A 23,009-nucleotide genomic window follows, 5' to 3' on the forward strand; every position below is an offset into this window, starting at 1 on the left:
CGCCGATCCACACCAGCAGCACCACGGCCACCGGGATTTCGAACGCCACGCCGAAAGCGAAGAACAGCGTCATGACGAAATCGAGGTAACTGGTGATGTCGGTCATCATTTCCACGCCGGCCGGGGTGGCCGAGGCGAAGAACTTGAAGATCAGCGGGAACACGAAGAAGTAGGCGAACGCCATGCCGGTGTAGAACAGCAGGATGCTGGAGATCAGCAACGGCACTGCGACGCGCTTTTCGTGCTTGTATAGGCCCGGCGCGATGAAGCCCCAGATCTGATGCAGGATCACCGGGATCGCCAGGAACAGCGAGACCATCATCGTCAGTTTCAGCGGCGTCAGGAACGGCGACGACACGTCGGTGGCGATCATCGTCGCGCCGGCCGGCAGGTATTCGCGTAGCGGCGTCGAGACGAAGGTGTAGATCTGCTGGGTGAAGGCAAACAACCCGGCGAAGATGATGAAGATCGCCGCGACGCAACGCAGCAGGCGGGTGCGCAACTCGGTGAGGTGCGAAACCAGCGGCATGTGCTGGTCGTTTTCGGGGAGATCGCTCATGGGGCTCGCGGCGGCAATGTTGGGTCGTGAGGCGCTGGTGTGGTCGGCGCGGCGGTTGGTGTTACGTGTTCAACCGAGGCTGGCGCGACGACAGGCGCTGGTTCGATTGGCGCTACAGCAGGTGCCGCTGGCGTTGGAGCGGCAGGGCTGTGAATCGTCTGCTCACCCACGTGCTCGACCGGCGTCGGCTCCTGCTGAACCGGCGTGAAAATCTTCCGCGCCTCCTGTTCCAGCGACAGGATGTGCTCGTTGTGCAGTTGCCGACGGATTTCGTCGGCACCGATTTCACGCTCAACTTCCTGTTTGATCGCGTTGAAGCTGCGCTTCAGCCGTCCGACCCACAGGCCGGCGGTGCGTGCAGCGCCCGGCAGACGCTCGGGACCCAGCACCAGCAGGGCAACGAGGCCGACGAGCAGCAGTTCAGAGAAGCTGATACCAAACATTAGTCAGTGCTCACACGTCTTTGCGGATCGGCTCTTCGACTTTCTGCGCCTGCACGTCGATGGTGTGCGGCGGGTTGGCCTGAGCGGTGGCTTGCGGCTGAACCGGCGGCACCGGTTGCGCAGGCGTGACGGTCGGATCGGCCGGTTTCTCGTCGTCGTTCATGGCTTTACGGAAGCCCTTGATCGACTCGCCGACGTCGGTGCCGAGGTTTTTCAGTTTCTTGGTACCGAACACCAGTACCACGACCACCAGGATGACGATCCAGTGTTTCCAGTCAAAAATGCCCATGTTGCTGTTCCTCTCTAATAGTTGTTCAGGCGGACGGGCGCGAGGCTTTCTCGACGTGTCCGGACAGGCCGAAACGGCGATCCAGTTCATCCAGCACCGCCTGCGGATGCTGCCCCAGCTGGGCGAGCATGACCATGCTGTGGAACCACAGGTCGGCGGTCTCGTAGATCACGTCGCTGCAGTCGCCGCTGACGGCGGCGTCCTTGGCGGCGATGATCGTTTCGACCGATTCTTCGCCGACCTTTTCCAGAATCTTGTTCAAGCCCTTGTGATACAGACTAGCCACATACGAACTGTCGGCAGCAGCGCCCTTGCGCTCTTCCAGCACCTGAGCGAGGCGGGTCAGGGTGTCACTCATGTTTGTGTCCTGCGGAGTAAATAGCGTGCGGGTCTTTCAGGACCGGGTCGACCGTTTTCCAGTCGCCGTTTTCGAAGACGCGGTAGAAGCAGCTTTGACGGCCGGTATGGCAAGCGATGTCGCCGATCTGTTCGACCATCAGGATGATGACGTCGGCGTCGCAGTCCAGACGCATTTCATGCAGCGTCTGTACGTGGCCGGACTCTTCGCCCTTGCGCCACAGCTTGCCACGGGAACGTGACCAATAGATGGCACGGTTTTCCGCCGCGGTCAGCTCCAGGGCTTCGCGGTTCATCCAGGCCATCATCAATACGCGTCCGGTCTTGTGATCTTGGGCAATCGCCGGCACCAGGCCATCGGCGTCCCACTTGATCTCGTCCAGCCAGTTTTTCATCTTCGACTCCGACAGCGAACCCACACTTCAATAGTCGGGCTCAGGCGTTGAAACAGTGTGCCAGCCGATCACGGAACTGGCTATCGGCGAACGACCAGATACAAGCCGACTGCCACCATGATCCCGGCGGGCCAATGCCCCAGTTCGTGCATCGGGCCACCGGCGGCGAGGATCGTACCACCCGCCAGATGGGCGCTGCCGAGCAGGCGCAGGAACCAGTCGTCCTTGCGCTTTTTCCACGGCGGTGGCGGGTCGTTGGCGTGAGGTTGGGACATGCGTTCGAGCAGGTCGCGGGCCATGTTGGCCAGGTGCGGCAGTTGTTCGAACTGGCTCTGGACGTTGCCGATCAAGGCTTTCGGGCTGACGCGCTCGCGCATCCAGCGTTCGAGGAACGGCTGCGCGGTGTTCCACAGATCCAGATCCGGATACAGCTGACGGCCCAGGCCTTCGATGTTCAGCAGGGTCTTTTGCAGCAATACGAGTTGCGGCTGCACTTCCATGTTGAAGCGGCGCGCGGTCTGGAACAGGCGCATCAGCACCTGGCCAAATGAAATATCTTTTAATGGTTTTTCGAAGATCGGCTCGCACACGGTACGGATCGCCGCTTCGAATTCGTTGAGCTTGGTTTCCGCCGGCACCCAGCCCGAATCGATGTGCAATTGCGCCACGCGGCGGTAGTCGCGCTTGAAGAAGGCGAACAGGTTGCGCGCCAGATAGTCCTGGTCTTCCGGGGTCAGGCTGCCGACGATGCCGCAGTCGATAGCGATGTACTGCGGGCTCCACGGGTTGACGGTGCTGACGAAGATGTTGCCCGGGTGCATGTCGGCGTGGAAGAAACTGTCGCGGAATACCTGGGTGAAGAAGATCTCCACGCCACGTTCGGCAAGCATCTTCATGTCGGTGCGCTGGTCGGCGAGGGTCGCCAGATCCGTCACCTGAATCCCGTAGATGCGCTCCATCACCAGCACTTTCGGCCGGCACCAGTCCCAATAGACTTGCGGCACGTACAGCAGCGGCGAGCCTTCGAAGTTGCGTTTCAACTGGCTGGCGTTGGCTGCCTCGCGCAACAGGTCGAGTTCGTCGTAGATGGTTTTTTCATAGTCGCTGACCACGTCCACCGGGTGCAGCAGACGAGCGTCGGCGGAGACCTTTTCGGCGGCGCGGGCGAGGATGAACAGCCACGCCAGATCCTGGGCAATGATCGGTTTCAGGCCCGGGCGGATCACCTTGACCACTACTTCTTCACCGGTCTTCAACTGCGCGGCATGCACCTGCGCCACCGAGGCCGAGGCCAGCGGTTCGACGTCGAAACGGCTGAACACTTCGCTGATCTTCTTGCCCAGTTGCTCTTCGATCAGCTTGACCGACAGCTGCGAATCGAACGGCGGCACGCGGTCCTGCAACCGCATCAGCTCATCGGCGATGTCTTCTGGCAGCAGGTCGCGGCGGGTCGAAAGGATCTGCCCGAACTTGATGAAGATCGGCCCCAGGTCCTGCAAGGCCAGGCGCAGGCGTGCGCCACGGCTCAGGTCCAGCGGCTTGCGCGGGAACCAGCGCCACGGCAAGACGTAGCGCAGCGCCAGCAAAAACCACGGCAAAGGCAGATCGAACAGCAGGTCATCGAGGCGGTAGCGGATCACGACGCGCTGGATGCGCAACAGACGGCGGACGGCGAGCAGCTTCATGCGTTATCGCTTGGGTCGAGGGATCGGGAAAGGCGCTCGAAGCGCGCCTCGAGACGTTCCAGATCGAGTTTGATCCGGTCCAGTTCGCTGAAGCGGGCTTCGGCTTCGCGCTGCCCGACGAGGGTGCGCGATTCTTCGGCCAGGTATTCGGCGAGGTTCTGGTTGAGGCTGGCAAATCCTTGTTGATACCAGCGGGCGCGGCTGCGTAGGTGACCGCCGACCAGTTGCGTGGCGACAGGTCCCAGCCAGCGCGAGAGTTCGTACTCCCAGTCCAGCTCCAGATCCTGCAGCACGCCCGCCAGTTCCAGCAGCACGCCGCTGTCACCGTCGAGTTCGACTTCCGGTGCGTGCAGCACCGCGGTCTTGTCCTTGCTCAGGGCCAGTTTCACCAGACTCGAAGCGGGGGCACGCAGGGTGCAGTCGACGCCGGTTTCCCAGTGGGACGCCAGCATCAGGCCTTCGTCGCTCGGCAGGATGAACAGTTGCAGCGCCGGGCTGCGGCAATCCACGGCAATCACTTTGCCGGTCAGATGCGCCAGTCGCGGCAGCGCCGTGCTGTCGAGACGCAGCACGCGGTTCAGGCCGAGTTCGACGCTGGCGAGCAGCCCGGTCAGCAGCATCAGGGTTTGATGCCGCGGTGCAGGGCGACGATGCCTGCGGTCATGTTGTGATAGGTCACGCGGTCGAAACCGGCGTCGACCATCATCGACTTCAAAGTTTCCTGATTCGGGTGCATGCGGATCGATTCGGCCAGGTAGCGATAGCTTTCCGAGTCATTGGTGATCAGCTTGCCCATCAGCGGCATGAAGGCGAACGAGTAGGCGTCGTAGGCCTTGGACATCAGCGCGTTGGTCGGCTTGGAGAATTCCAGCACCAGCAGGCGGCCGCCCGGCTTAAGTACGCGCAGCATCGAACGCAGGGCGTCTTCCTTGTGCGTCACGTTGCGCAGGCCGAAGGCGATGGTCACGCAGTCGAAATGGTTGTCCGGGAACGGCAGCTTTTCCGCGTCGGCCTGGACGAACTCGACGTTGCCCGAAACACCGACATCCAGCAGGCGGTCACGACCGACCTTGAGCATGGATTCGTTGATGTCCGCGAGAACCACCTGACCGGTCGGGCCGACCAGGTGCGAGAATTTCTTGGTCAGGTCGCCGGTGCCACCGGCAATGTCCAGCACGCGGTTGCCGGCGCGCACGCCCGACAGTTCGATCGCAAAACGCTTCCACAGACGGTGCATGCCGCCCGACAGAAGGTCGTTCATCAGGTCGTACTTGGCGGCCACGGAGTGGAACACCTCAGCGACTTTTTCCGCTTTCTGGCTTTCCGGAACGTTTTTGAAGCCGAAGTGAGTGTTGGGTTCGGCATCGCTGCCTTTGCGCTGATCAGTCATATCGCTGTCACCAAAAGAGAATGCGCGACATTCTAATCCCCAAGCCATGCTTTGTCTTGGAATGGCTAAAGGTAAGATGGGCAACCTTCGGGACGATTTGCCGCAGTGGCGGTCAAGATTCGTTGCAGGCATTCATAGCCCCATTCAAAAAGCAGGAGTCATTCAATGGCCCATATCAGTGTTGAGCGTGCCCACAGCCTGGGCAAGGAAGCGGCCCGCGAGAAAGCCGACAAACTGGCGCAGAAACTCTCCGATCAATATGGTCTGGAGCCGCAGTGGTCGGGCGATGTCCTGAACCTCAAGCGTTCGGGCGTGAAGGGCGCGGTGCATGTGGCCGAGGATTCGATCCGGGTCGACGTGGAACTGGGCCTGATGATGTCGGCCATGAGCGGCATGATCAAAGCCGAGATCGAAAAGGCGCTGGATAAAGCGCTGGTCTGATCAGGACAAAACGGGGAGCTTCGGGCTCCCCGTTTTTTTCTCGTGCACCTGCCTTTTATGTCAGTTGTTAGGGTGCCGTTTCTAATTTTTCTCCCTACTTTGTGCCTGAGCCCGACACTCGTCAGGGCAGTTCCTCAAACCTTCTGCGCGTGAGGTGCACCATGGCCAAAGTCATTTTGAAGAAAAAAATCGACGCTTCGACTTCCGCTCTGAGCGACGTCAAATCCTATGCCCGCAAGATCTGGCTGGCAGGCCTGGGTGCCTACACCAAGGTCGGTCAGGAGGGCAGCGAGTACTTTCAGGAGTTGATCAAGGCTGGTCAAACTGTTGAAAAGAAAGGCAAAAAAGCCGTCACCGAAAAACTCGAAGCGGCCAACGCCGAGATCGATGAAGCCAAGAGCGAAGTCAGCTCTTTCAAAGGCCGGGTCGAAGTTCAGCTCGACAAGGTCGAGAAGGCGTTCGACACGCGTGTGGCCAGTGCCTTGAATCGTATCGGCATTCCGTCTAAACATGACGTTGAGGCACTCTCTGCTAAGCTCGATGAGCTGACGGCATTGCTCGAACGCGTCGCGCGTAAATCTTAAGGAGAACGGGATGGCTGGTAAAAAGAACACCGATAAAGAAGGCAGCTCGTGGATCGGAAAAGTCGAAGACTATTCCCGCAAGATCTGGCTGGCTGGTTTAGGCGTGTACTCGAAGATCGACACTGACGGCAGCAAGCTCTTCGATACATTGGTCAAAGACGGCGAGAAAGCCGAGAAGCTCACCAAGGCTGCAGTCGGCAAGAAAGTCGATGCTGCCAAGGATTCTGCAAGCTCGGCAAAATCGCGCATCAGCGGCGTGAAAGATCGCGCACTGGGCACCTGGGATCAGCTGGAAGGGGCTTTCGACAAGCGCCTGAACAGTGCGATTTCGCGCCTGGGCGTACCGAGCCGCAACGAGGTGAAGGATCTGCACAAGAAGGTCGATACCCTGACCAAGCAGATCGAAAAACTCACCGGCCTGAAAGCTCAGCCTGTCGCGGCCAAAACCGCAGCAGCCAAGCCTGCGGCCAAAACCGCTGCCAAGCCACTGGCTAAAGCCGCCGCCAAACCGGCCGCAAAACCAGCAGCCAAAACCGCTGCCGCCAAGCCTGCAGCGAAAGCCGCGGCCAAACCGGTTGCTGCCAAGGCCGCCGCCAAGCCGGCTGCAAAATCAGCCGCTAAACCTGCGGCCAAGCCAGCAGCCAAACCAGCAGCGAAAACCGCAGCAGCCAAACCCGCCGCCAAGCCTGCCGCCAAACCGGCTGCGGCGAAAAAGCCTGCAGTGAAAAAACCGGCCGCGCCGAAAGCCGCTGCACCGAAAGCTGCAGCACCAAAACCGGTGACCACACCGCAAGCACTGGCAAGCACGTCGAACTCCGCCTCGGCTCCAACCCCGGCGCCTGCTCCGACTGCTGCATCGACGCCGTCGACGCCAACCAGTCAGTCCTGATTTTTCAGGGCTCAAGAAAACGCCCGGCCTGTGAAGGTCGGGCGTTTTTTATATCTGATCCAAGAGCCCCTCACCCCAGCCCTCTCCCGGAGGGAGAGGGGGCCGATTGGGGGATGCTTCAGTCTTACGTCGGCCTGAAAGTGAAGCATTGAATCCATAATCGATAAGGTCTTTCAGGTCGATGTCTAGCGTAAGACAACTCCGTAGGTTCCCTCTCCCTCCGGGAGAGGGCTAGGGTGAGGGCAGCGATCTACCTGACTCACTCGTGATCTTCGAGGTACTGCAAAGCCATCCTCTCCGTCGCCACCTTCACCGGCGGCAACAGATGCGGCGCCACCAGCATCATGATCTGGTACACCACCAGCCGCACTTCCCCTTCGCGATCGAGAATCCGCTGATAGTCCAGCGAGAACAGCAGCGTCATGGTGATCTGCTCCACCAGTTGCCCCAGCGCCTGGGTGTCGCTGACCAACTGCCCCGACGCCTTCAACCGCGCCAGCAATGACGCCAGCGTGCGCTTGAGCACGTTGAGGAACTGGCGAATGCCCTTGGCCAGTTTCGGCAGGCGCCCGGCCAGGTTCGACAGGTCCTGGAACAGAAAACGGTACTGCGCCAGCCGTTCGACGATCAGGTGCAGGAACAGCCAGTAATCCTCCGGCGCCAGTTCGACATCGGCGGGAGGGTCGAGCAGCGGGGCGAGGTCGTTCTGGAAGCGCTCGAACAGTCCGAGAATCAGCGGTTCCTTGCCGTGGAAGTGGTAGTAGAGGTTGCCGGGGCTGATCCCCATTTCATTGGCAACCTCCATGGTGGAGACGTTCGGCTCGCCCTTTTCATTGAACAACTGCAGGGCACATTCGAGGATCCGTTCGCTTGTTTTCATCCAGTCTTCTTAAAAGGGCTTGAGTCAGTCAGCGCACACGCACATAGGTGCCGGGTGCCGCTTCCATCGGTGGATAATTGGCGTTGCCGAGGGTCATCTGGGTTTCGCGCAGGGTGCCGGAGCGCTGCTGGACCCACTCCAGCCATTGCGGCCACCAGCTGCCGTCGACTTTCTTGGCGTCGTAGTACCAGGCGCGCGGATCACCGCTGAGCTTTCCGTTCTCGACGTAATGGGCTTTCGGGTTGCCCGGCGGGTTGAGGATGCTCTGCACGTGGCCGCTGTTGGACAGCACGAAGCGCCGCTCACCGCCCAGCAACAGCGTCGAGCGATAGACCGCATCCCACGGCGTGATGTGGTCGTTCATGCCGGCCACGCTGAAACTGTCGACCGTGACCTTTTGCAGATCAATCGGCGTGCCGCACACTTCCAGGCCACCCGGGTGGGTCAATGGGTTGTGCTTGAAGAAGTCCAGTATGTCGCCGTGAAACGCGGCGGGCAGGCGGGTGCTGTCGTTGTTCCAGTAGAGAATGTCGAACGCCGGTGGCTCCTTGCCCAGCAGGTAGTTATTGACGAAATAACTCCAGATCAGATCGTTGGGGCGCATCCAGGCGAACACCTTGGCCATGTCGCGACCGTCCAGCACGCCTTTCTGATAGGAGCGCCGCTTGGCCGCTTCGAGCGTTTGCTCATCGGCGAACAGGGTGGCCGGGGTATTCATCTCACTGTCGAGCAGGCTCACCAGATAGGTGGCGCTGGAGACCCGCCGCAACTGCCGCTTGGCCTGCAGATGCCCTTGCAGCGCCGCGATGGTCAGCCCGCCGGCGCAGGCGCCCATCAGGTTGACCTCACGGGCGCCGGTGATCGCCCGGCAGATGTTCATCGCTTCTTCCACGGCTTCGACGTAGGTCGACAGGCCCCATTCGCGATGGCGCACATCCGGGTTGCGCCAGCTGATCATGAAGGTCTGCAAGCCGTTCTTCAGGGCGAACTGGACGAAGCTGTTGCTCGGGCTGAGGTCGAAAATGTAGTACTTGTTGATTTGCGGCGGCACCACCAGCAGCGGTTTCGAATACTGCTTTTCGCTCATCGGCCGGTACTGGATCAGCTCGAGCATTTCGTTGCGAAACACCACCGAGCCGGTGGTGGTGGCGACGGTCTTGCCGACTTCGAATGCCTGTTTGGTCACCTGGCGCGGCAGGCCGTCGTTGTGCAACAGGTCGTCGATCAGATGGCTGAGACCGCGCACCAGACTGTGGCCGCCAGAGTTGAACAGTTCCTTGACCGCCAGCGGATTGAGCAGCGTGTTGGAAGGCGCCACGGCGTCGTTGAGCAGGGTGAAGGCGAAGTGTGCGCGGGCGCGGTCGTCGTCGCTCATGCTGCTCTCGTCGATCCAGCTCTTGACCTGTTTCTGCCAGGCCAGATAAGCCTGAAGGCTGCGCCGATAGAACGGGTTCAGGCTCCACGCCGGATCGGCGAAGCGACTGTCCTGCGGATTGGTCGGGTGGAGGGTTTCGCCGAGCAGCACGCGTCCGAGCGCGCCTCCCAGCTTCAAGGCGTGTTTTGCACTGTGGATCGGATTGCGCAGCCCGTGGGCCGCAACGTTGCGCAAGGTCGAGATCAGGTCGCGGCCGCGCAGACCGGTCATGGCACTCTGTGCATTGATGAACACGGCGGGGCTGGGCACGACGCCCGTCGCTGGTTTGTCACGCATGACTCAACACTCCTTCGTCTTCAGGCCAAAAACAAACACACCGAACCAGAACACCATAGACGCTGTTGCGGGTTGCTGCCTGCGTGGCCTCCTGCCACGCACCTGTCCAGACGCGTTGCAAAACGCTGTCCATAAATCCGTGCCGGGACGGTTATCCGCCCAGCGGTGTCGGGTGCGGATGCATCACCGCACGCTGACGTTCCTCCTGGAGGAATTTCATGATGATCGGCGCCACCGCCTCGGCCCGGGTAATCAGGAACAGATGCCCGTCGTCGATGATGTGCAGCTGCGCGTTGGGGATTCGCCAAGCGAGCATGCGCATGTTGATCAGCGGGATCAGCGGATCGTCATCGCCGGCCAGCACCAGCGTCGGCTGGTGGATCTTGTGCAGCCAGTGAATGCTGGTCCAGCCCAGGCCGGCGAACAGTTGCCAGTAGTAACCGAGCTTGCCCGCCGAACGCACCTTGGCCGCATGGCTGGCGGCGAGTGTCGGGTCGCGGCGGAACGAGCCGCCGTAGATCATCGGGGCGATGCGGATCACATGGGACGGCTGGATATAGCGCCGCGGGCTGGCCATCATCCACAGCACTTTCGGCTTGCCCGGCACCATCACCGCACCGGCGGCGGTCGCCGCCAGCACCAGCTTCTTGCAGCGCTCGGGATAGTCGTAGGCAAACTGCTGCGCCAGCGCGCCACCCCAGGACACGCCGATCACGTTGACCTGTCCGTAGTCGAGGTAATCGAGCATCCGTGCGGTGAGTTTCGCCAGTCCCGGAAAGCGATACGGTCGGCTCGGCGTCGAGGAACCGCCGACACCGGGCACGTCGAAGGCGATCACTTCCAGGTCCGGATCCAGCGCCGCGACAAAAGGAAACACCAGCTCCAGGTTGGCGCCGATGCCGTTGAATATCAGCAAGGGCGTCAAGTGAGGCTTGCCGGGGCGGACCGCCGTACGGATAGTCTGGCCATCCAGCTCGACAGTTCGAAAGATGAACGGGTGCGGCATGCTTCAAGGCCCTGTGGGTCGATCTTTATGTCAGCCTCAATCCCCTGTGGGAGCGAGCCTGCTCGCGATAGCGGTGTATCAGTCAGCACATTGTTCCGGCTGTCGACGCCATCGCGAGCAGGCTCGCTCCCACAGTGTGGGGCGAGGTGTGTCGGTTACCGCTCGTGAACGTAAGTGCCCGGTGAAGCTTCGCCTGCCGGATACGCTTTGTTGCCCAGCTTGGTCGGCGCCTTTTTCAGCTCGCCCGAGCGCGCGGCCTGCCATGCCTGCCAGTACAACCACCAGGAGTCGGCGTGTTTGGTCGAGTTTTCCTGCCAGTCATCGGCATTCGCGGTCATTTCATCGCTGGTCATGTAGCGCGATTTCGGGTTGCCCGGCGGGTTCAGAATGCTCTGGATATGCCCGCTGCTGGACAGCACGAATTCGACCTTGCCACCAAACAGCTGCGCCGACTTGTAGCAGGACTTCCACGGGGTAATGTGGTCGTTGGTGCCGGCCAGCGAGAAGATGTCGGCGGTTACCTGCTTGAGGTCGATCGGCGTGCCGCACACTTCCAGTGCATTGGGGCGGATCAGTGGGTTGTTTTTGAACATCTCGATCAGGTCGCCGTGGAACGCCGCCGGCAGTCGAGTCGTATCGTTGTTCCAGAACAGGATGTCGAACACCGGCGGCTCGTTGCCGAGCAGGTAGTTGTTGACCCAGTAGTTCCAGATCAGATCGTTGGGGCGCATCCAGGCGAAGACCTTGGCCATGTCTTTGCCTTCGAGCACGCCGGCCTGATACGAATGGCGCTTGGCGGTCTCCAGGGTCTGCTCGTCGACGAAGAGCGCGACGTCGCTGTCCAGCGTTGTATCGAGCACGCTGACCAGCAGGGTCAGGGCGTTGACCTTGTTCTCGCCGATCGCCGCGTAGTGGCCGAGCAGGGCGGTGCAGGTGATACCGCCGGAGCAGGCACCGAGCATGTTGACGTCCTTGCTGCCGGTGATCGCGGTGACCACGTCGACCGCTTCCTTCAGGGCTTCGATGTAGGTCGAGAGGCCCCACTCACGCTGTTCCTTGGTCGGGTTGCGCCAGCTGACGATGAAGGTCTGCACATTGTTGCGCAGGCAGAAACGCGCCAGGCTCTTGTCCGGGCTCAGGTCGAATACATAGAACTTGTTGATCTGCGGCGGCACCACCAGCAGCGGGCGCTCGTGCACCTGCTCGGTGATCGGCTTGTACTGGATCAGTTCCAGCACATCGTTGCGAAACACCACCGCGCCTTCGGTCACGCCAAGGCTCTTGCCGACCTCGAACGCGCCCATGTTGACCTGGCTCGGCATGCCGCCGTTGTGCACCAGATCCTTGGCCAGATGCGAGAGGCCGTCGAGCAGGCTCTTGCCGCCGGTCTCGAAGAAGCGTTTGACCGCTGCCGGATTGGCTGCCGTGTTGGTCGGGGCCATGGCCTCGGTCATCAGGTTGATCACGAAGTGGCCACGCGCGATGTCCTTGGGCGAGAGGCTGCTGTCGTCGATCCAGGCATGGAGTTCCTTGCGCCATGCCAGGTAGGTTTGCAGATAACGTTTGTACAGCGGGTTCTGACTCCACGCCGGATCGACGAAGCGACGGTCATCGCCCGCCGGTTGCAGGTCGGATTTGCCGAACAGCACGTTCTTCAGTTCGAGGCCGAACTGGGTGACGTGTTTGACACTATGGATCGGTTGTTTGATGGCCTGGGTCAGCACCATTCGAGCAGAGGCCAGCAGATCTTTTCCGCGAAGCCCAACGACAGGATTCAGCCCCAGGGTGTTTTCCGAGGCCTGGTACTTCAAATCATCGTTATTCTTGTTACTCATCTACGACGCTCCATTGTCCTGAGACAAGTACCCGGTTTTCTGCTGTGCAGTTCCACAGCCAATGCCAGGTACTACTGCTCGGGTGACCGTTGATTCTGCATAGCTGCTTTACAGTCGTAGAGCACTGCAGGGAACTTGCCAGTTCCATTGGTTACCCGAGATTGATTTTTTTCGCAAGCAGCCGATCCCGGGCCGCTTTAGCGGAGCATTCAAACAGATGAATCTAGAAAATGCCCTCTAAACAGTCCAGGGCGCGGACTAGAGCATCAGCTTGACGACGGACTGGTCCGGGTCGCGGGTTTTGCCGGCGGCTTTGAGCTCGGCCAGATAATCCGCCCAGAGTGCGTCATAACGTCGCCCCAGCTCGTACAGATAATCCCAGGTGAACAGACCGCTGTCGTGACCGTCGTCGAAGGTCAGTTTCAGTGCGTACTGACCGGCCGGTTCTACCTTGGTCAGGCCGACGTTCAGCTTGCCGAATTGCAGGATCGGTTTGCCGTGGCCCTGAACCTCGGCGGAGGGGGAATGCACGCGCAGGAATTCGGCGGGCAGGGTGTATTCCTCGCCGGACGCGTATTTGAGCGACAGGGTTTTCGAGGCTTTGTGCAGTTTGATGTCGGTGGGAAGCATAGAAAAAAGCCTTTAGCTGCAAGCTACAAGCGGTAAGCTTAACTCAGCTTGCCGCTTGTAGCTCGGAGCTGGCAGCTCTACAGAATATAACGGGACAGGTCTTCGTTCTGCGCCAATTCGCCCAGGTGGCTGTTGACGTATTCGGCATCGATCTGGATCGCCTTGTCGTCGTGGGCGCTGGCCAGATCGCCGGCGCTGAACGATACCTCTTCCAGCAGACGCTCGAGCAGCGTGTGCAGGCGACGGGCACCGATGTTCTCGGTCTTCTCGTTGACCTGCCAGGCGATTTCCGCCAGACGCTTGATGCCTTCCGGCTGGAACTGGATGTTCAGGCCTTCGGTTTTCAGCAGCGCGCAGTATTGCTCGGTGAGCGAGGCGTGCGGTTCGCTGAGGATGCGTTCGAAGTCCTGCGGGCTCAGGGCCTTGAGTTCGACGCGGATCGGTAGACGACCTTGCAGCTCCGGAACCAGATCGCTCGGCTTGCTCAGGTGGAACGCACCGGAGGCGATGAACAGGATGTGGTCGGTCTTGACCATGCCCAGCTTGGTGTTGACGGTGCAGCCTTCGATCAGCGGCAGCAGGTCACGTTGCACGCCCTCGCGGGACACATCGGCGCCGCCGACATTGCCGCGCTTGGCGACCTTGTCGATCTCGTCGATGAACACGATGCCGTGCTGCTCGACCGCTTCCAGGGCCTTGGCCTTCAACTCTTCTTCGTTGACCAGACGACCGGCTTCTTCATCGCGTACCAGCTTCAGCGCTTCCTTGACCTTGAGCTTGCGGGCCTTCTTCTTGCCCTTGCCCATGTTGGCGAACAGGTTCTGCAACTGGTTGGTCATTTCTTCCATGCCAGGAGGCGTGGCGATCTCGATGCCGGCCATTTCGGCGACTTCGATCTCGATTTCCTTGTCATCCAGCTGACCTTCGCGCAGGCGCTTGCGGAACAGTTGGCGGGTGTTGGAATCCTGGGTCGGCGCTTCTTCGTTGCTGAAACCCATGCGTGCCGGTGGCAGCAGGGCGTCGAGGATACGGTCCTCGGCGGCGTCTTCGGCACGGTGGCGAACGCGGGTCATTTCCTGCTCGCGCAGCATCTTGATCGCGGCGTCGGCCAGATCACGGATGATCGATTCGACGTCACGGCCGACATAGCCGACTTCGGTGAACTTGGTCGCTTCGACCTTGATGAACGGTGCGTTGGCCAGCTTGGCCAGACGACGGGCGATCTCGGTTTTACCGACACCGGTCGGGCCGATCATCAGGATGTTCTTCGGGGTCACTTCAACGCGCAGCTCTTCAGGCAGCTGCATGCGGCGCCAGCGGTTGCGCAGGGCAATCGCGACGGCGCGCTTGGCATCGTCCTGGCCGATGATGTGGCGGTTGAGTTCGTGGACGATTTCGCGGGGAGTCATGGACATAATAATTGACGGTCCTCAAGCAGAAACAAGCCGTGGCACAGGGGCCGCGTCAGGCTTATTCAGCGAGATCCTGCTCCTCAATGGTCTGGGTGTGGTTGGTGAATACACAGATGTCGCCGGCGATGCCGAGAGCGGTCTCGACGATTTCGCGGGCCGACAGGTCGGTCTTCTTCAGCAGCGCGCTGGCGGCGGCTTGCGCGTAGGCGCCACCGGAACCCATGGCGATCAGGCCGTCTTCGGGTTCGACCACGTCACCGTTGCCGGTGATGATCAGGGATGCGTCCTTGTTGGCGACCGCGAGCATCGCTTCGAGGCGGCTCAGGGAGCGGTCGGTGCGCCATTCTTTGGCGAGTTCGACGGCGGCGCGAACCAGGTGGCCCTGGTGCTTTTCAAGCTGGCCTTCGAAACGTTCGAACAGGGTAAAGGCGTCGGCGGTGGCACCGGCGAAACCGGCGATGACTTCGCCGTGGTACAGGCGACGAACTTTCTTCGCGTTGCCTTTCATCACGGTGTTGCCGAGAGAAACCTGGCCGTCGCCGCCCATGACGACTTTGCCGTGGCGGCGGACTGAAACGATGGTGGTCAAGGGAAGAGTCTCCACACTGCGGGGCGAAAATGCCTTATGCCCATTCATATGGGGGTGGTGGAGAGGATTTCAACTGCGGGGCGGGAGAGGGGACGAGCGGTGGTTTGCAAGTGATCGCTCCCACGCAGAGCTACATGATCGTTCCCACGCTCCGCGTGGGAATGCCTCAATGGACGCTCCGCGTCCCCGCGGCAAGGGACGCGGAGCGTCCCGGGCTGCATTCCCACGCAGAGCGTGGGAACGATCGGTGGGGGAGGATCAGCGGCTCTGGCGTTGTTGTAACAACAGGTTGCTGAAGCCCGCGCCCGCCAGTTGTTTCTGGGCGGTGGTCAGTTGTTCGCGGTTGCTGAACGGGCCGACCAGTACGCGGTACCAGGTTTCATCCTTGACCGTCCCGGACTCAACCGCGACCGCCTGGCCAAGCAGAATGATCTGCGCGCGGACCTTGTCGGCATCTGTCTCTTTGCGGAACGAGCCGGCCTGCAGGAAGAACTTGGTCACCGGTGCAGCCTTGGTCACCGGTGGCGCTGGTGGCGGGGTGATCCCGGCCAGTGCAGCCTGTGCGCGTGCGGTGTCGATTTTCGCCGCTTCCGCCGGGGTCACCGGCGTGGTCGGGATTGCCGGCACTTGTGGCGTCGGCAGGGTTTTCTCCGGCACCGCGTCCGGCGGCACGATCACTTCCGATTCCGGCAGCAGGGTGTAGAAGTCGTACTTCGGCTTCACCGGTTGCGTCGGGCTCGGCGGGGTCTTGTTGGCCTCGGCGATCTTGCTGGCTTTCTGTTGTTGCTGTTGCTCGACCTTCTCGCGCTTGACCGTGTCGCTGCCCTTGCCCGGCTCCAGTTTCATCAGGAACACGATGAACGCGCCGACCGTCAGGCCGATGGCCATCCACAGCCAGCCCGGAATCGGCTGCTTCGCTGGAGCTTGGTAACGGCTGGCGCCACGCTTGGGTGCAGGTTTTTTCTTGGCAGCCAACTTACATGCGCTCCAGGGTTTCCAGGCCGAGCAGTTCCAGGCCTTGCTTGAGGGTACGGCCGGTCAGCGCGGCAAGGCGCAGACGGCTTTGCATTTGTGCCGGGGTGTCGGCGGCGAGGATCGGGCAGTTCTCGTAGAAGCTGGAGAACAGACCGGCCACGTCGTACAGGTAGGTGCACAAGGTATGTGGCGTGCCCTTTTCCGCAACGTTGTTCAGCACTTCACCGAACTGCGCCAGTTTGGCTGCCAGTTCCTGCTCGTGCGCGGCCTCGAGGACGATCTGGCCGTCGACTTCGCTGAAATCCTTGCCCAGTTTGCGGAATACGCCGGCCACGCGGGTGTAGGCGTACAACAGGTATGGCGCAGTGTTGCCTTCGAAATTGAGCATCAGGTCGAAGTTGAAGCTGTAGTCGCTGGTGCGGTGCTTCGACAGGTCGGCGTACTTCACCGCGCCGATGCCGACCACTTTGGCGATCGCGCGCAGTTCGTCTTCGGCCAGTGTCGGGTTCTTTTCCTTCACCAGGCTGTAGGCACGTTCCTGCGCTTCGGTCAGCAGGTCGATCAGCTTCACGGTGCCGCCGTCACGGGTCTTGAACGGACGGCCGTCGGCGCCGTTCATGGTGCCGAAGCCCATGTGCTCCATTTCCATCGGATGGGTCACGAAACCGGCCTTGCGCGCCACGGCGAACACTTGCTGGAAGTGCAGGGCCTGACGCTGGTCGACGAAGTACAGCGCACGGTCGGCCTTCAGCTTGCCGCTGCGGTAGCGCACGGCCGCCAGGTCGGTGGTGGCGTACAGGTAGCCGCCGTCAGCCTTGACGATGATCACCGGCAGCGGCTCGCCTTCGGCGTTCTTGAATTCGTCGAGGAACACGCACTGGGCGCCGTTGCTTTCGACCAGCATGCCGGCGGCTTTCAGGTCGTTGACCACGTTGATCAGGTCGTCGTTGTAGGCGCTTTCGCCCATCACGTCGGCCATGGTCAGTTTGACGTTGAGCAGTTCGTAGATCTTCTGGCAGTGCGACAGCGAGATGTCCTTGAACTTGGTCCACAGCGCCAGGCACTCGGCATCGCCAGCCTGCAACTTGACCACCAGACCACGGGCGCGGTCGGCGAATTCCGGAGATTCGTCGAAGCGTTGCTTGGCGGCGCGGTAGAAGTTTTCCAGGTCCGACAGTTCGTCGCTGGTGATCGGGTTTTCCTGCAGGTACGCCATCAGCATGCCGAACTGGGTGCCCCAGTCGCCGACGTGGTTCTGACGGATGACGGTGTCGCCGAGGAATTCGAGTACCCGCGCCACGCCGTCGCCGATGATGGTCGAGCGCAGATGGCCGACGTGCATCTCTTTGGCGAGGTTCGGTGCCGACAGGTCGACCACGGTGCGTTGCGCCGGGCCGGCCTTGCGCACGCCAACGTGAGCGTCGGCCAGTGCGGCGTCGAGGCGCGAGGCCAGCGCTTGAGTGTTCTGGAAGAAGTTGATGAAGCCGGGGCCGGCGATTTCGGCCTTGGTGACGTTCTCGTCAGCCGGCAGGGCGGCGATGATTTTCTCCGCCAGGTCGCGGGGCTTCATGCCCGCAGGCTTGGCCAGCATCATCGCGATGTTGCTGGCGAAGTCGCCGTGGGTCTTGTCCCGGGCGTTTTCCACCTGGATCGCCGGCGTCAGGCCTTCAGGCAACACACCTTCGTTGACGAGTTGGGTGAGGGCTTGTTGGATCAGCTGGCGAATGGTGTCTTTCATGGTCTTCTCTTTCGACCGCAAGCGCGGCGGCGCATCGATGCGCGGGTGGAAAAACTGGGCATTATCCGTTGCGAAGACGGGCTTGCCAACCTTAGCAGGCAGGATGTGGATGTGTGGTGACAATTCGGCCGGTTTTGCCCGGTCAGTACAGATCCACCGGATCGACATCCAGCGACCAGCGCACCGCACGGCCGCTTGGCATCTGCTCCAGTACCAGCAGCCAGCTCGCCAGCAATCGGTGCAGCGGCGCCCGGGCCGTGGCCTGCAACAGCAGCTGCGCGCGGAAGCGTCCGGCCCGGCGTTCCATCGGCGCTGGCACGGGTCCCAACAGTTCAATGCCGGTCAGGTTCTGTTCGACCAGCAAACGCTCGGCCTCGCTGCACGCCTCATCAAGAAAGCCTTCGGCCTGCCCCGGCTTGTGCGCTTCGGCGCGCAGCAGGGCGAGGTGGGCGAACGGCGGCAGGCCGGCGGCGCGGCGTTCGCTCAGGGCCTGCTCGGCGAAGGCGAAGTAACCCTGCTCGGTCAGTTGCACCAGTAAAGGATGGTCTGCGAGGTGGGTCTGGATGATCACCTTGCCCGGTTCTTCCGCCCGCCCGGCCCGGCCGGCAACCTGCACGATCAACTGCGCCATGCGCTCGCTGGCGCGGAAGTCACCGGAAAACAATCCGCCGTCGGCATCGAGGATCGACACCAGCGTCACCCGAGGGAAATGGTGACCCTTGGCCAACATCTGGGTGCCGACCAGAATGCACGGCTGACCTTTCTGGATCGTGGCGAACAACTGGTTCATCGCGTCCTTGCGCGACGTGCTGTCCCGGTCGACGCGCAACACCGGATAGTCCGGGAACAGAATCGCCAGCCGTTCCTCGGCCCGCTCGGTACCGGCGCCCACGGGCCGCAGATCGACCTTGTTGCACTTCGGGCACTGGCGCGGCACGCGCTCGACGTAACCGCAGTGGTGGCAGCGCAGTTCGCCGTAGCGCTGATGCACGGTCATCCGCGCATCGCAGCGCTGGCATTCGGACATCCAGCCGCAATCGTGGCACAGCAGAGTCGGGGCAAACCCCCGGCGGTTGAGGAACACCAGCACCTGCTGGCCGGCGGCGAGGGTCTGGCCGATGGCTTGCTGCATCGGCCCGGAAATGCCGCTGTCCAGTGGGCGACTTTTCACATCGAGGCGCAGGAAACGTGGCTGCTTGGCGCCGCCGGCCCGTTCGTTCAGGCGCAGGAGTCCGTAGCGGCCGGTGTAGGCGTTGTGCAGGCTTTCCAGGGATGGCGTCGCGGAGCCGAGCACGATCGGGATGTTTTCCTGCCGCGCCCGCACCAGCGCCAGATCCCGCGCGTGATAGCGCAGGCCTTCCTGCTGTTTATAGGAGCCGTCGTGTTCTTCATCGATGATGATCAGCCCCGGATTTTTCATCGGGGTGAACAGCGCCGAGCGGGTGCCGATAATAATGTCGGCCTCGCCGTCACGGGCGGCGAGCCACGCGTCCAGACGATCACGGTCGTTGACCGCCGAGTGCAGCAGGGCGATGCGTGCATTGAAGCGTTGTTCGAAACGGGCGAGGGTCTGCGGGCCGAGGTTGATCTCCGGAATCAGCACCAGCGCCTGCTTGCCGGCCTCGAGGGTTTCGCGGATCAGCTGCAAATAGACTTCGGTCTTGCCGCTGCCGGTGACCCCGGCGAGCAGGAACGCGTGATAACTGTCGAACCCGGCGCGGATCGCCTCGTACGCGGCGCGCTGCTCGCTGTTGAGCGGCAGTTCGGGCTGGGCCAGCCAGTGTTCATGGCGCGCGCCGGGGGCGTGGCGGCGCACTTCGACTTGCACCAGATCCTTGGCCAGCAGCAAATCGAGGCTGTCCTTGCTCAGCATCAGTTTGCTCAGCAACTGATGGGCGACGCCGTGAGGATGCTGGGCCAAAGTCGCCAGGGCTTCACGCTGGCGCGGGGCGCGGGCGATGCGCGGGTCATCGAGGCTGGCGCCGGGAGCGGCGGACCAGAAGCGCTCCTGCCGCGCTTCGGCCAGTTCGCCCTGTCGCAACAGCACCGGCAGCGCCCAGCTCAGGGTATCGCCGAGGCTGTGCTGATAATACTGCGCCGTCCACAGGCACAGCTTGAACAGCGCCGGCGGTAGCGGAGCGGTGGCGTCGAGCAGGGCCAGCGCCGGTTTGAGCTTTTCCACCGGCACTTCGCTGGTGTCAGTGACTTCCACCAGAATCCCGATCATCTCCCGCCGACCGAACGGCACCCGCAGGCGCATGCCCGGTTGCAACTGCGAACGCAGCACACCGGACGGGGCCCGATAGTCGAACAGGCGGCGCAGGGGCGAAGGCAGGGCGAGGCGCAGAATGGCGTCGGGCACGCGGAGGATTCTCATAGGCGGGGCGGTGGAGAAGGGCGGGAGCCTAGCAGACGGTCGGTTCTGTGTCCTCCATCAGGAAAGCGTTCAAATGTTGACGAGTGGATTTTGGCGTCAGGCAAGGCGCTACGACGACTCATAGCTTGCTATGGGGAGGAGTAGCAACGCAGCCTGACGTCAAAAGACGCCGTCAACATTGAACAGTCTTTTCTGATGGAGGGCACCCCTGACAGCTTGCGTGATCGGGATTGTCTGGTAGAATCCGCGGCCTAATTACGTGCGGTATTCAACAATCGTGTTGGATGGCGGCACGCCAGCTGAGGAAAACACCATGAAAGCCGATATCCACCCGAATTACCCAGAAGTTGCAGTAACTTGCAGCTGCGGCAACAAGTTCGAAACCCGTTCGACCTTCGGCAAAGCCCTGGCGATCGACGTTTGCAACGAGTGCCACCCGTTCTACACCGGTAAGCAGAAGACTCTGGACACCGGTGGTCGCGTTCAGAAGTTCGCCGACCGTTTCGGTGCTTTCGGCGCGAAAAAGGCCTAAGGCCCTTCATTCTGGAAAACCTCAGCGGCTTTTCCGGTCTGATGAAAAAGGCGTCCCTTGCGGGCGCCTTTTTTGTGTCCGCGATTTGGCTCTCCTCCGTTCAGGCCTTCTGCCCGGCGCCGACCGGTCTGGACAGCGCCACGGTTCAGCGGGTGGTCGACGGCGACACCCTGCGCCTGATCGACGGGCGCAATGTGCGGATGATCGGCCTCAATACGCCCGAACTCGGCAAGCAGGGCCGCAGCGACGAGCCGTTTGCAGTGGCCGCGCGCAAGCGCCTCGAAGCCCTGGTCGCCGAGAGCGACGGGCGGGTAGGCCTGCGACTCGGCGTCGAGTCCAGGGACCGTTACGGGCGAACACTGGCCCATGTTTTCAGCGCCAGGGGTGAGAATCTCGAAGCGCAGATGCTCGCCGATGGCCTCGGTTTCCAGGTTTCGGTAGCGCCAAATGTAGATCTGGTCGATTGTCAGCAAGCCGCTGAACGCCGCGCGCGACAGGCCGGGCTTGGCCTGTGGAAACGCTCACCTGTACTGAAAGCGGAGCAGATCGAGCGCTCGGGTTTCGCGCTGGTCAGCGGGCGTGTGAGCAAGGTTCAACGCAATCGCGGCGGAATCTGGATCGAGTTGCAGGACAAGCTTGTACTGCGCGTTGCACCCAATCTGCTGCATCGCTTCGATGGCGCCTCTCTGCAGGCATTGAAGGGCAAGCAGATCGAGGCTCGTGGCTGGGTGGTCGACCGTTCCCGGCGCGGTGGACTGAAATCAGGTCAGGCGCGCTGGTTGCTGCCGCTGACCGATCCTTCGATGCTCCAGCCGTCCCGCTGAATAAAAAAGTTGTAGACATTTTTTCTGTCGATTGTGAACAGTCTAACCCTTGTGCGCCGTGGCTCTTGGCCCAAAGTCGTAGGGCAGGGCGCTTGACAGGGGTGACCGGGCAGTCTTGTGGGGACTTTGCGAGGCGCGTATCCTCGCTGACCAGTCTGTCCAACAGTAAAAAGCGGAATGCCAAAATGTCTGATCTGAAAACTGCCGCTCTCGAATATCATGCCAATCCTCGTCCAGGAAAGCTGAGTGTCGAGCTCACCAAGGCCACTGCTACCGCCCGCGACCTGTCGCTGGCCTACAGCCCCGGCGTAGCTGAACCAGTGCGCGAGATCGCCCGCGATCCTGAACTGGCCTACAAGTACACCGGCAAGGGCAACCTGGTTGCAGTCATTTCCGATGGCACCGCGATTCTGGGCCTGGGTAACCTCGGCCCACTGGCTTCCAAGCCAGTGATGGAAGGTAAAGGCGTGCTGTTCAAGCGCTTCGCCGGCATCGACGTCTTCGACATCGAAGTCGACTCCGAAAGCCCGCAAGCCTTCATCGACACCGTAAAACGCATTTCCATCACCTTCGGTGGCATCAACCTGGAAGACATCAAGGCGCCTGAGTGCTTTGAGATCGAGCGCGCTCTGATCGAGCAGTGCGACATTCCGGTATTCCACGATGACCAGCACGGCACCGCGATCGTGACCGCTGCGGGCATGATCAACGCCCTGGAAATCGCAGGCAAAACCCTTGCCGACGCCAAGATCGTCTGCCTGGGCGCTGGCGCAGCCGCCATCTCCTGCATGAAATTGCTGGTGAGCATGGGCGCCAAGGTCGAGAACATCTTCATGGTTGACCGTACCGGCGTGATCCACGCTGGCCGTGACGACCTGAACCAGTACAAGGCTGTGTTCGCTCACCCTACCGAGAAACGCACCCTGGACGACGCCATCGAAGGCGCTGACGTATTCGTCGGCCTGTCGGGCCCGAACCTGCTGAGCGCCGAGCAACTCAAGCGCATGGCGGCCAACCCGATCGTCTTCGCATGCTCCAACCCGGATCCGGAAATCTCCCCGGAACTGGCTCACGCCACCCGAAACGACGTGATCATGGCCACCGGGCGTTCGGACTACCCGAACCAGGTCAACAACGTGCTGGGCTTCCCGTTCATCTTCCGCGGTGCCCTGGACGTTCGCGCCAAGCGCATCAACGAAGAAATGAAGATCGCTGCCGCCAACGCCCTGCGCGAACTGGCCAAGCTGCCGGTTCCTCAGGAAGTCTGCGACGCCTATGGCGGTATCTCCCTGGAATTCGGCCGTGAGTACATCATTCCGAAGCCAATGGACAAGCGCCTGATCACCGTGATCTCCGACGCCGTGGCCAAGGCCGCGATCGAGACCGGTGTGGCGACCCTGCCGTATCCGAAGAACTACCCGCTGAAAAGCGTGGATGACGTGTTCAACGGCTAAGTCGTTGTAGCGCT

General features: G+C 61.5%; 24 protein-coding genes. 6 read left to right on the forward strand and 18 right to left on the reverse strand.

What is annotated here, in order from left to right; all coding sequences use genetic code 11:
• The 8 genes from tatC to ubiE all read right to left on the reverse strand — a co-directional run.
• Positions 1–577 (reverse strand): twin-arginine translocase subunit TatC (gene tatC / locus C1X29_RS21190; RefSeq protein ID WP_173940205.1); only part of this gene is annotated, 577 nt, incomplete at its 3' end.
• On the reverse strand, positions 556–1,002 hold the full coding sequence (gene tatB, locus C1X29_RS21195; RefSeq protein WP_102718294.1) for a Sec-independent protein translocase protein TatB: 447 nt from the start codon (positions 1,000–1,002) through the stop codon (positions 556–558). The genes tatC and tatB, both read right to left, overlap by 22 nt.
• 10 nt (positions 1,003–1,012) lie before the next feature.
• Positions 1,013–1,291 (reverse strand): twin-arginine translocase TatA/TatE family subunit, encoded by a 279-nt coding sequence (locus tag C1X29_RS21200; RefSeq protein WP_007952423.1) that lies wholly within the window; start codon positions 1,289–1,291, stop codon positions 1,013–1,015.
• A 25-nt stretch (positions 1,292–1,316) separates the two neighbouring features.
• A complete protein-coding gene (locus C1X29_RS21205; RefSeq protein ID WP_007952422.1) occupies positions 1,317–1,649 on the reverse strand; it encodes a phosphoribosyl-ATP diphosphatase in 333 nt (110 codons plus the stop codon).
• The gene (gene hisI, locus C1X29_RS21210; protein ID WP_007909357.1) at positions 1,642–2,043 is read right to left on the reverse strand and encodes a phosphoribosyl-AMP cyclohydrolase; all 402 of its coding nucleotides are present in this window, start codon (positions 2,041–2,043) and stop codon (positions 1,642–1,644) included. The genes C1X29_RS21205 and hisI overlap by 8 nt, the downstream gene beginning before the upstream one ends.
• Positions 2,044–2,123: 80 nt before the next feature.
• Positions 2,124–3,728: a ubiquinone biosynthesis regulatory protein kinase UbiB gene (gene ubiB / locus C1X29_RS21215; RefSeq protein ID WP_007952420.1), complete on the reverse strand. Its 1,605-nt coding sequence runs from the start codon at positions 3,726–3,728 to the stop codon at positions 2,124–2,126.
• Complete coding sequence (locus tag C1X29_RS21220) at positions 3,725–4,348, reverse strand: SCP2 domain-containing protein (RefSeq protein ID WP_007952419.1); 624 nt, start codon at positions 4,346–4,348, stop codon at positions 3,725–3,727. Before C1X29_RS21220 ends, ubiB begins: the two co-directional genes overlap by 4 nt.
• Positions 4,348–5,118, reverse strand: a complete 771-nt coding sequence (gene ubiE, locus C1X29_RS21225; RefSeq protein WP_102718295.1) for a bifunctional demethylmenaquinone methyltransferase/2-methoxy-6-polyprenyl-1,4-benzoquinol methylase UbiE — start codon at positions 5,116–5,118, stop codon at positions 4,348–4,350. The genes C1X29_RS21220 and ubiE overlap by 1 nt, the downstream gene beginning before the upstream one ends.
• A gap of 165 nt (positions 5,119–5,283) precedes the next feature.
• On the opposite strand from ubiE, the gene C1X29_RS21230 reads away from it, so the two are divergent.
• From C1X29_RS21230 to C1X29_RS21240, 3 genes are all read left to right on the forward strand, one after another.
• Positions 5,284–5,559 carry a polyhydroxyalkanoic acid system family protein gene (locus C1X29_RS21230; protein ID WP_007952417.1) on the forward strand — a complete coding sequence of 92 codons (276 nt, stop codon included), beginning with the start codon at positions 5,284–5,286 and terminating at the stop codon, positions 5,557–5,559.
• Positions 5,560–5,720: 161 nt separating this feature from the next.
• Positions 5,721–6,143, forward strand: a complete 423-nt coding sequence (locus C1X29_RS21235; RefSeq protein WP_007952416.1) for a phasin family protein — start codon at positions 5,721–5,723, stop codon at positions 6,141–6,143.
• Positions 6,144–6,153: 10 nt separating this feature from the next.
• The gene (locus tag C1X29_RS21240) at positions 6,154–7,032 is read left to right on the forward strand and encodes a phasin family protein (RefSeq protein WP_102718296.1); all 879 of its coding nucleotides are present in this window, start codon (positions 6,154–6,156) and stop codon (positions 7,030–7,032) included.
• Between the two features lie 259 nt (positions 7,033–7,291).
• On the opposite strand, the gene C1X29_RS21245 is transcribed toward C1X29_RS21240, so the two are convergent.
• The 10 genes from C1X29_RS21245 to C1X29_RS21295 form a co-directional block, all read right to left on the reverse strand.
• Positions 7,292–7,912, reverse strand: a complete 621-nt coding sequence (locus tag C1X29_RS21245; protein WP_007952414.1) for a TetR/AcrR family transcriptional regulator — start codon at positions 7,910–7,912, stop codon at positions 7,292–7,294.
• Between the two features lie 28 nt (positions 7,913–7,940).
• Positions 7,941–9,623, reverse strand: a complete 1,683-nt coding sequence (phaC, locus tag C1X29_RS21250) for a class II poly(R)-hydroxyalkanoic acid synthase (protein WP_085746408.1) — start codon at positions 9,621–9,623, stop codon at positions 7,941–7,943.
• Positions 9,624–9,774: 151 nt separating this feature from the next.
• Positions 9,775–10,629: a poly(3-hydroxyalkanoate) depolymerase gene (gene phaZ / locus C1X29_RS21255; protein WP_007952412.1), complete on the reverse strand. Its 855-nt coding sequence runs from the start codon at positions 10,627–10,629 to the stop codon at positions 9,775–9,777.
• A 155-nt stretch (positions 10,630–10,784) separates the two neighbouring features.
• Positions 10,785–12,464 (reverse strand): class II poly(R)-hydroxyalkanoic acid synthase, encoded by a 1,680-nt coding sequence (phaC, locus tag C1X29_RS21260; protein ID WP_039772445.1) that lies wholly within the window; start codon positions 12,462–12,464, stop codon positions 10,785–10,787.
• A gap of 258 nt (positions 12,465–12,722) precedes the next feature.
• Positions 12,723–13,094 carry a gamma-butyrobetaine hydroxylase-like domain-containing protein gene (locus C1X29_RS21265; RefSeq protein WP_102718297.1) on the reverse strand — a complete coding sequence of 124 codons (372 nt, stop codon included), beginning with the start codon at positions 13,092–13,094 and terminating at the stop codon, positions 12,723–12,725.
• A gap of 77 nt (positions 13,095–13,171) precedes the next feature.
• Positions 13,172–14,509 (reverse strand): ATP-dependent protease ATPase subunit HslU, encoded by a 1,338-nt coding sequence (gene hslU / locus C1X29_RS21270; protein ID WP_007952406.1) that lies wholly within the window; start codon positions 14,507–14,509, stop codon positions 13,172–13,174.
• Between the two features lie 55 nt (positions 14,510–14,564).
• Positions 14,565–15,095 carry an ATP-dependent protease subunit HslV gene (hslV, locus tag C1X29_RS21275; protein ID WP_003196958.1) on the reverse strand — a complete coding sequence of 177 codons (531 nt, stop codon included), beginning with the start codon at positions 15,093–15,095 and terminating at the stop codon, positions 14,565–14,567.
• Between the two features lie 258 nt (positions 15,096–15,353).
• Positions 15,354–16,070 (reverse strand): SPOR domain-containing protein, encoded by a 717-nt coding sequence (locus C1X29_RS21285; protein WP_039772438.1) that lies wholly within the window; start codon positions 16,068–16,070, stop codon positions 15,354–15,356.
• Position 16,071: 1 nt separating this feature from the next.
• On the reverse strand, positions 16,072–17,808 hold the full coding sequence (gene argS, locus C1X29_RS21290; RefSeq protein WP_102718298.1) for an arginine--tRNA ligase: 1,737 nt from the start codon (positions 17,806–17,808) through the stop codon (positions 16,072–16,074).
• Between the two features lie 142 nt (positions 17,809–17,950).
• On the reverse strand, positions 17,951–20,170 hold the full coding sequence (locus C1X29_RS21295) for a primosomal protein N' (protein ID WP_102718299.1): 2,220 nt from the start codon (positions 20,168–20,170) through the stop codon (positions 17,951–17,953).
• A 328-nt stretch (positions 20,171–20,498) separates the two neighbouring features.
• On the opposite strand from C1X29_RS21295, the gene rpmE reads away from it, so the two are divergent.
• From rpmE to C1X29_RS21310, 3 genes are all read left to right on the forward strand, one after another.
• Entirely contained in the window at positions 20,499–20,717 is a 219-nt protein-coding gene (rpmE, locus tag C1X29_RS21300) for a 50S ribosomal protein L31 (protein ID WP_007952398.1), read from the forward strand.
• Positions 20,718–20,758: 41 nt separating this feature from the next.
• Complete coding sequence (locus C1X29_RS21305; protein WP_085746413.1) at positions 20,759–21,541, forward strand: thermonuclease family protein; 783 nt, start codon at positions 20,759–20,761, stop codon at positions 21,539–21,541.
• Between the two features lie 185 nt (positions 21,542–21,726).
• Complete coding sequence (locus C1X29_RS21310; RefSeq protein ID WP_007952395.1) at positions 21,727–22,995, forward strand: malic enzyme-like NAD(P)-binding protein; 1,269 nt, start codon at positions 21,727–21,729, stop codon at positions 22,993–22,995.
• Positions 22,996–23,009 lie beyond the last annotated feature (14 nt).

It is taken from the genome of Pseudomonas sp. GW456-12-10-14-LB2 (assembly GCF_002884345.1).
In the GTDB taxonomy this organism is placed as follows: domain Bacteria; phylum Pseudomonadota; class Gammaproteobacteria; order Pseudomonadales; family Pseudomonadaceae; genus Aquipseudomonas; species Aquipseudomonas paraglycinae.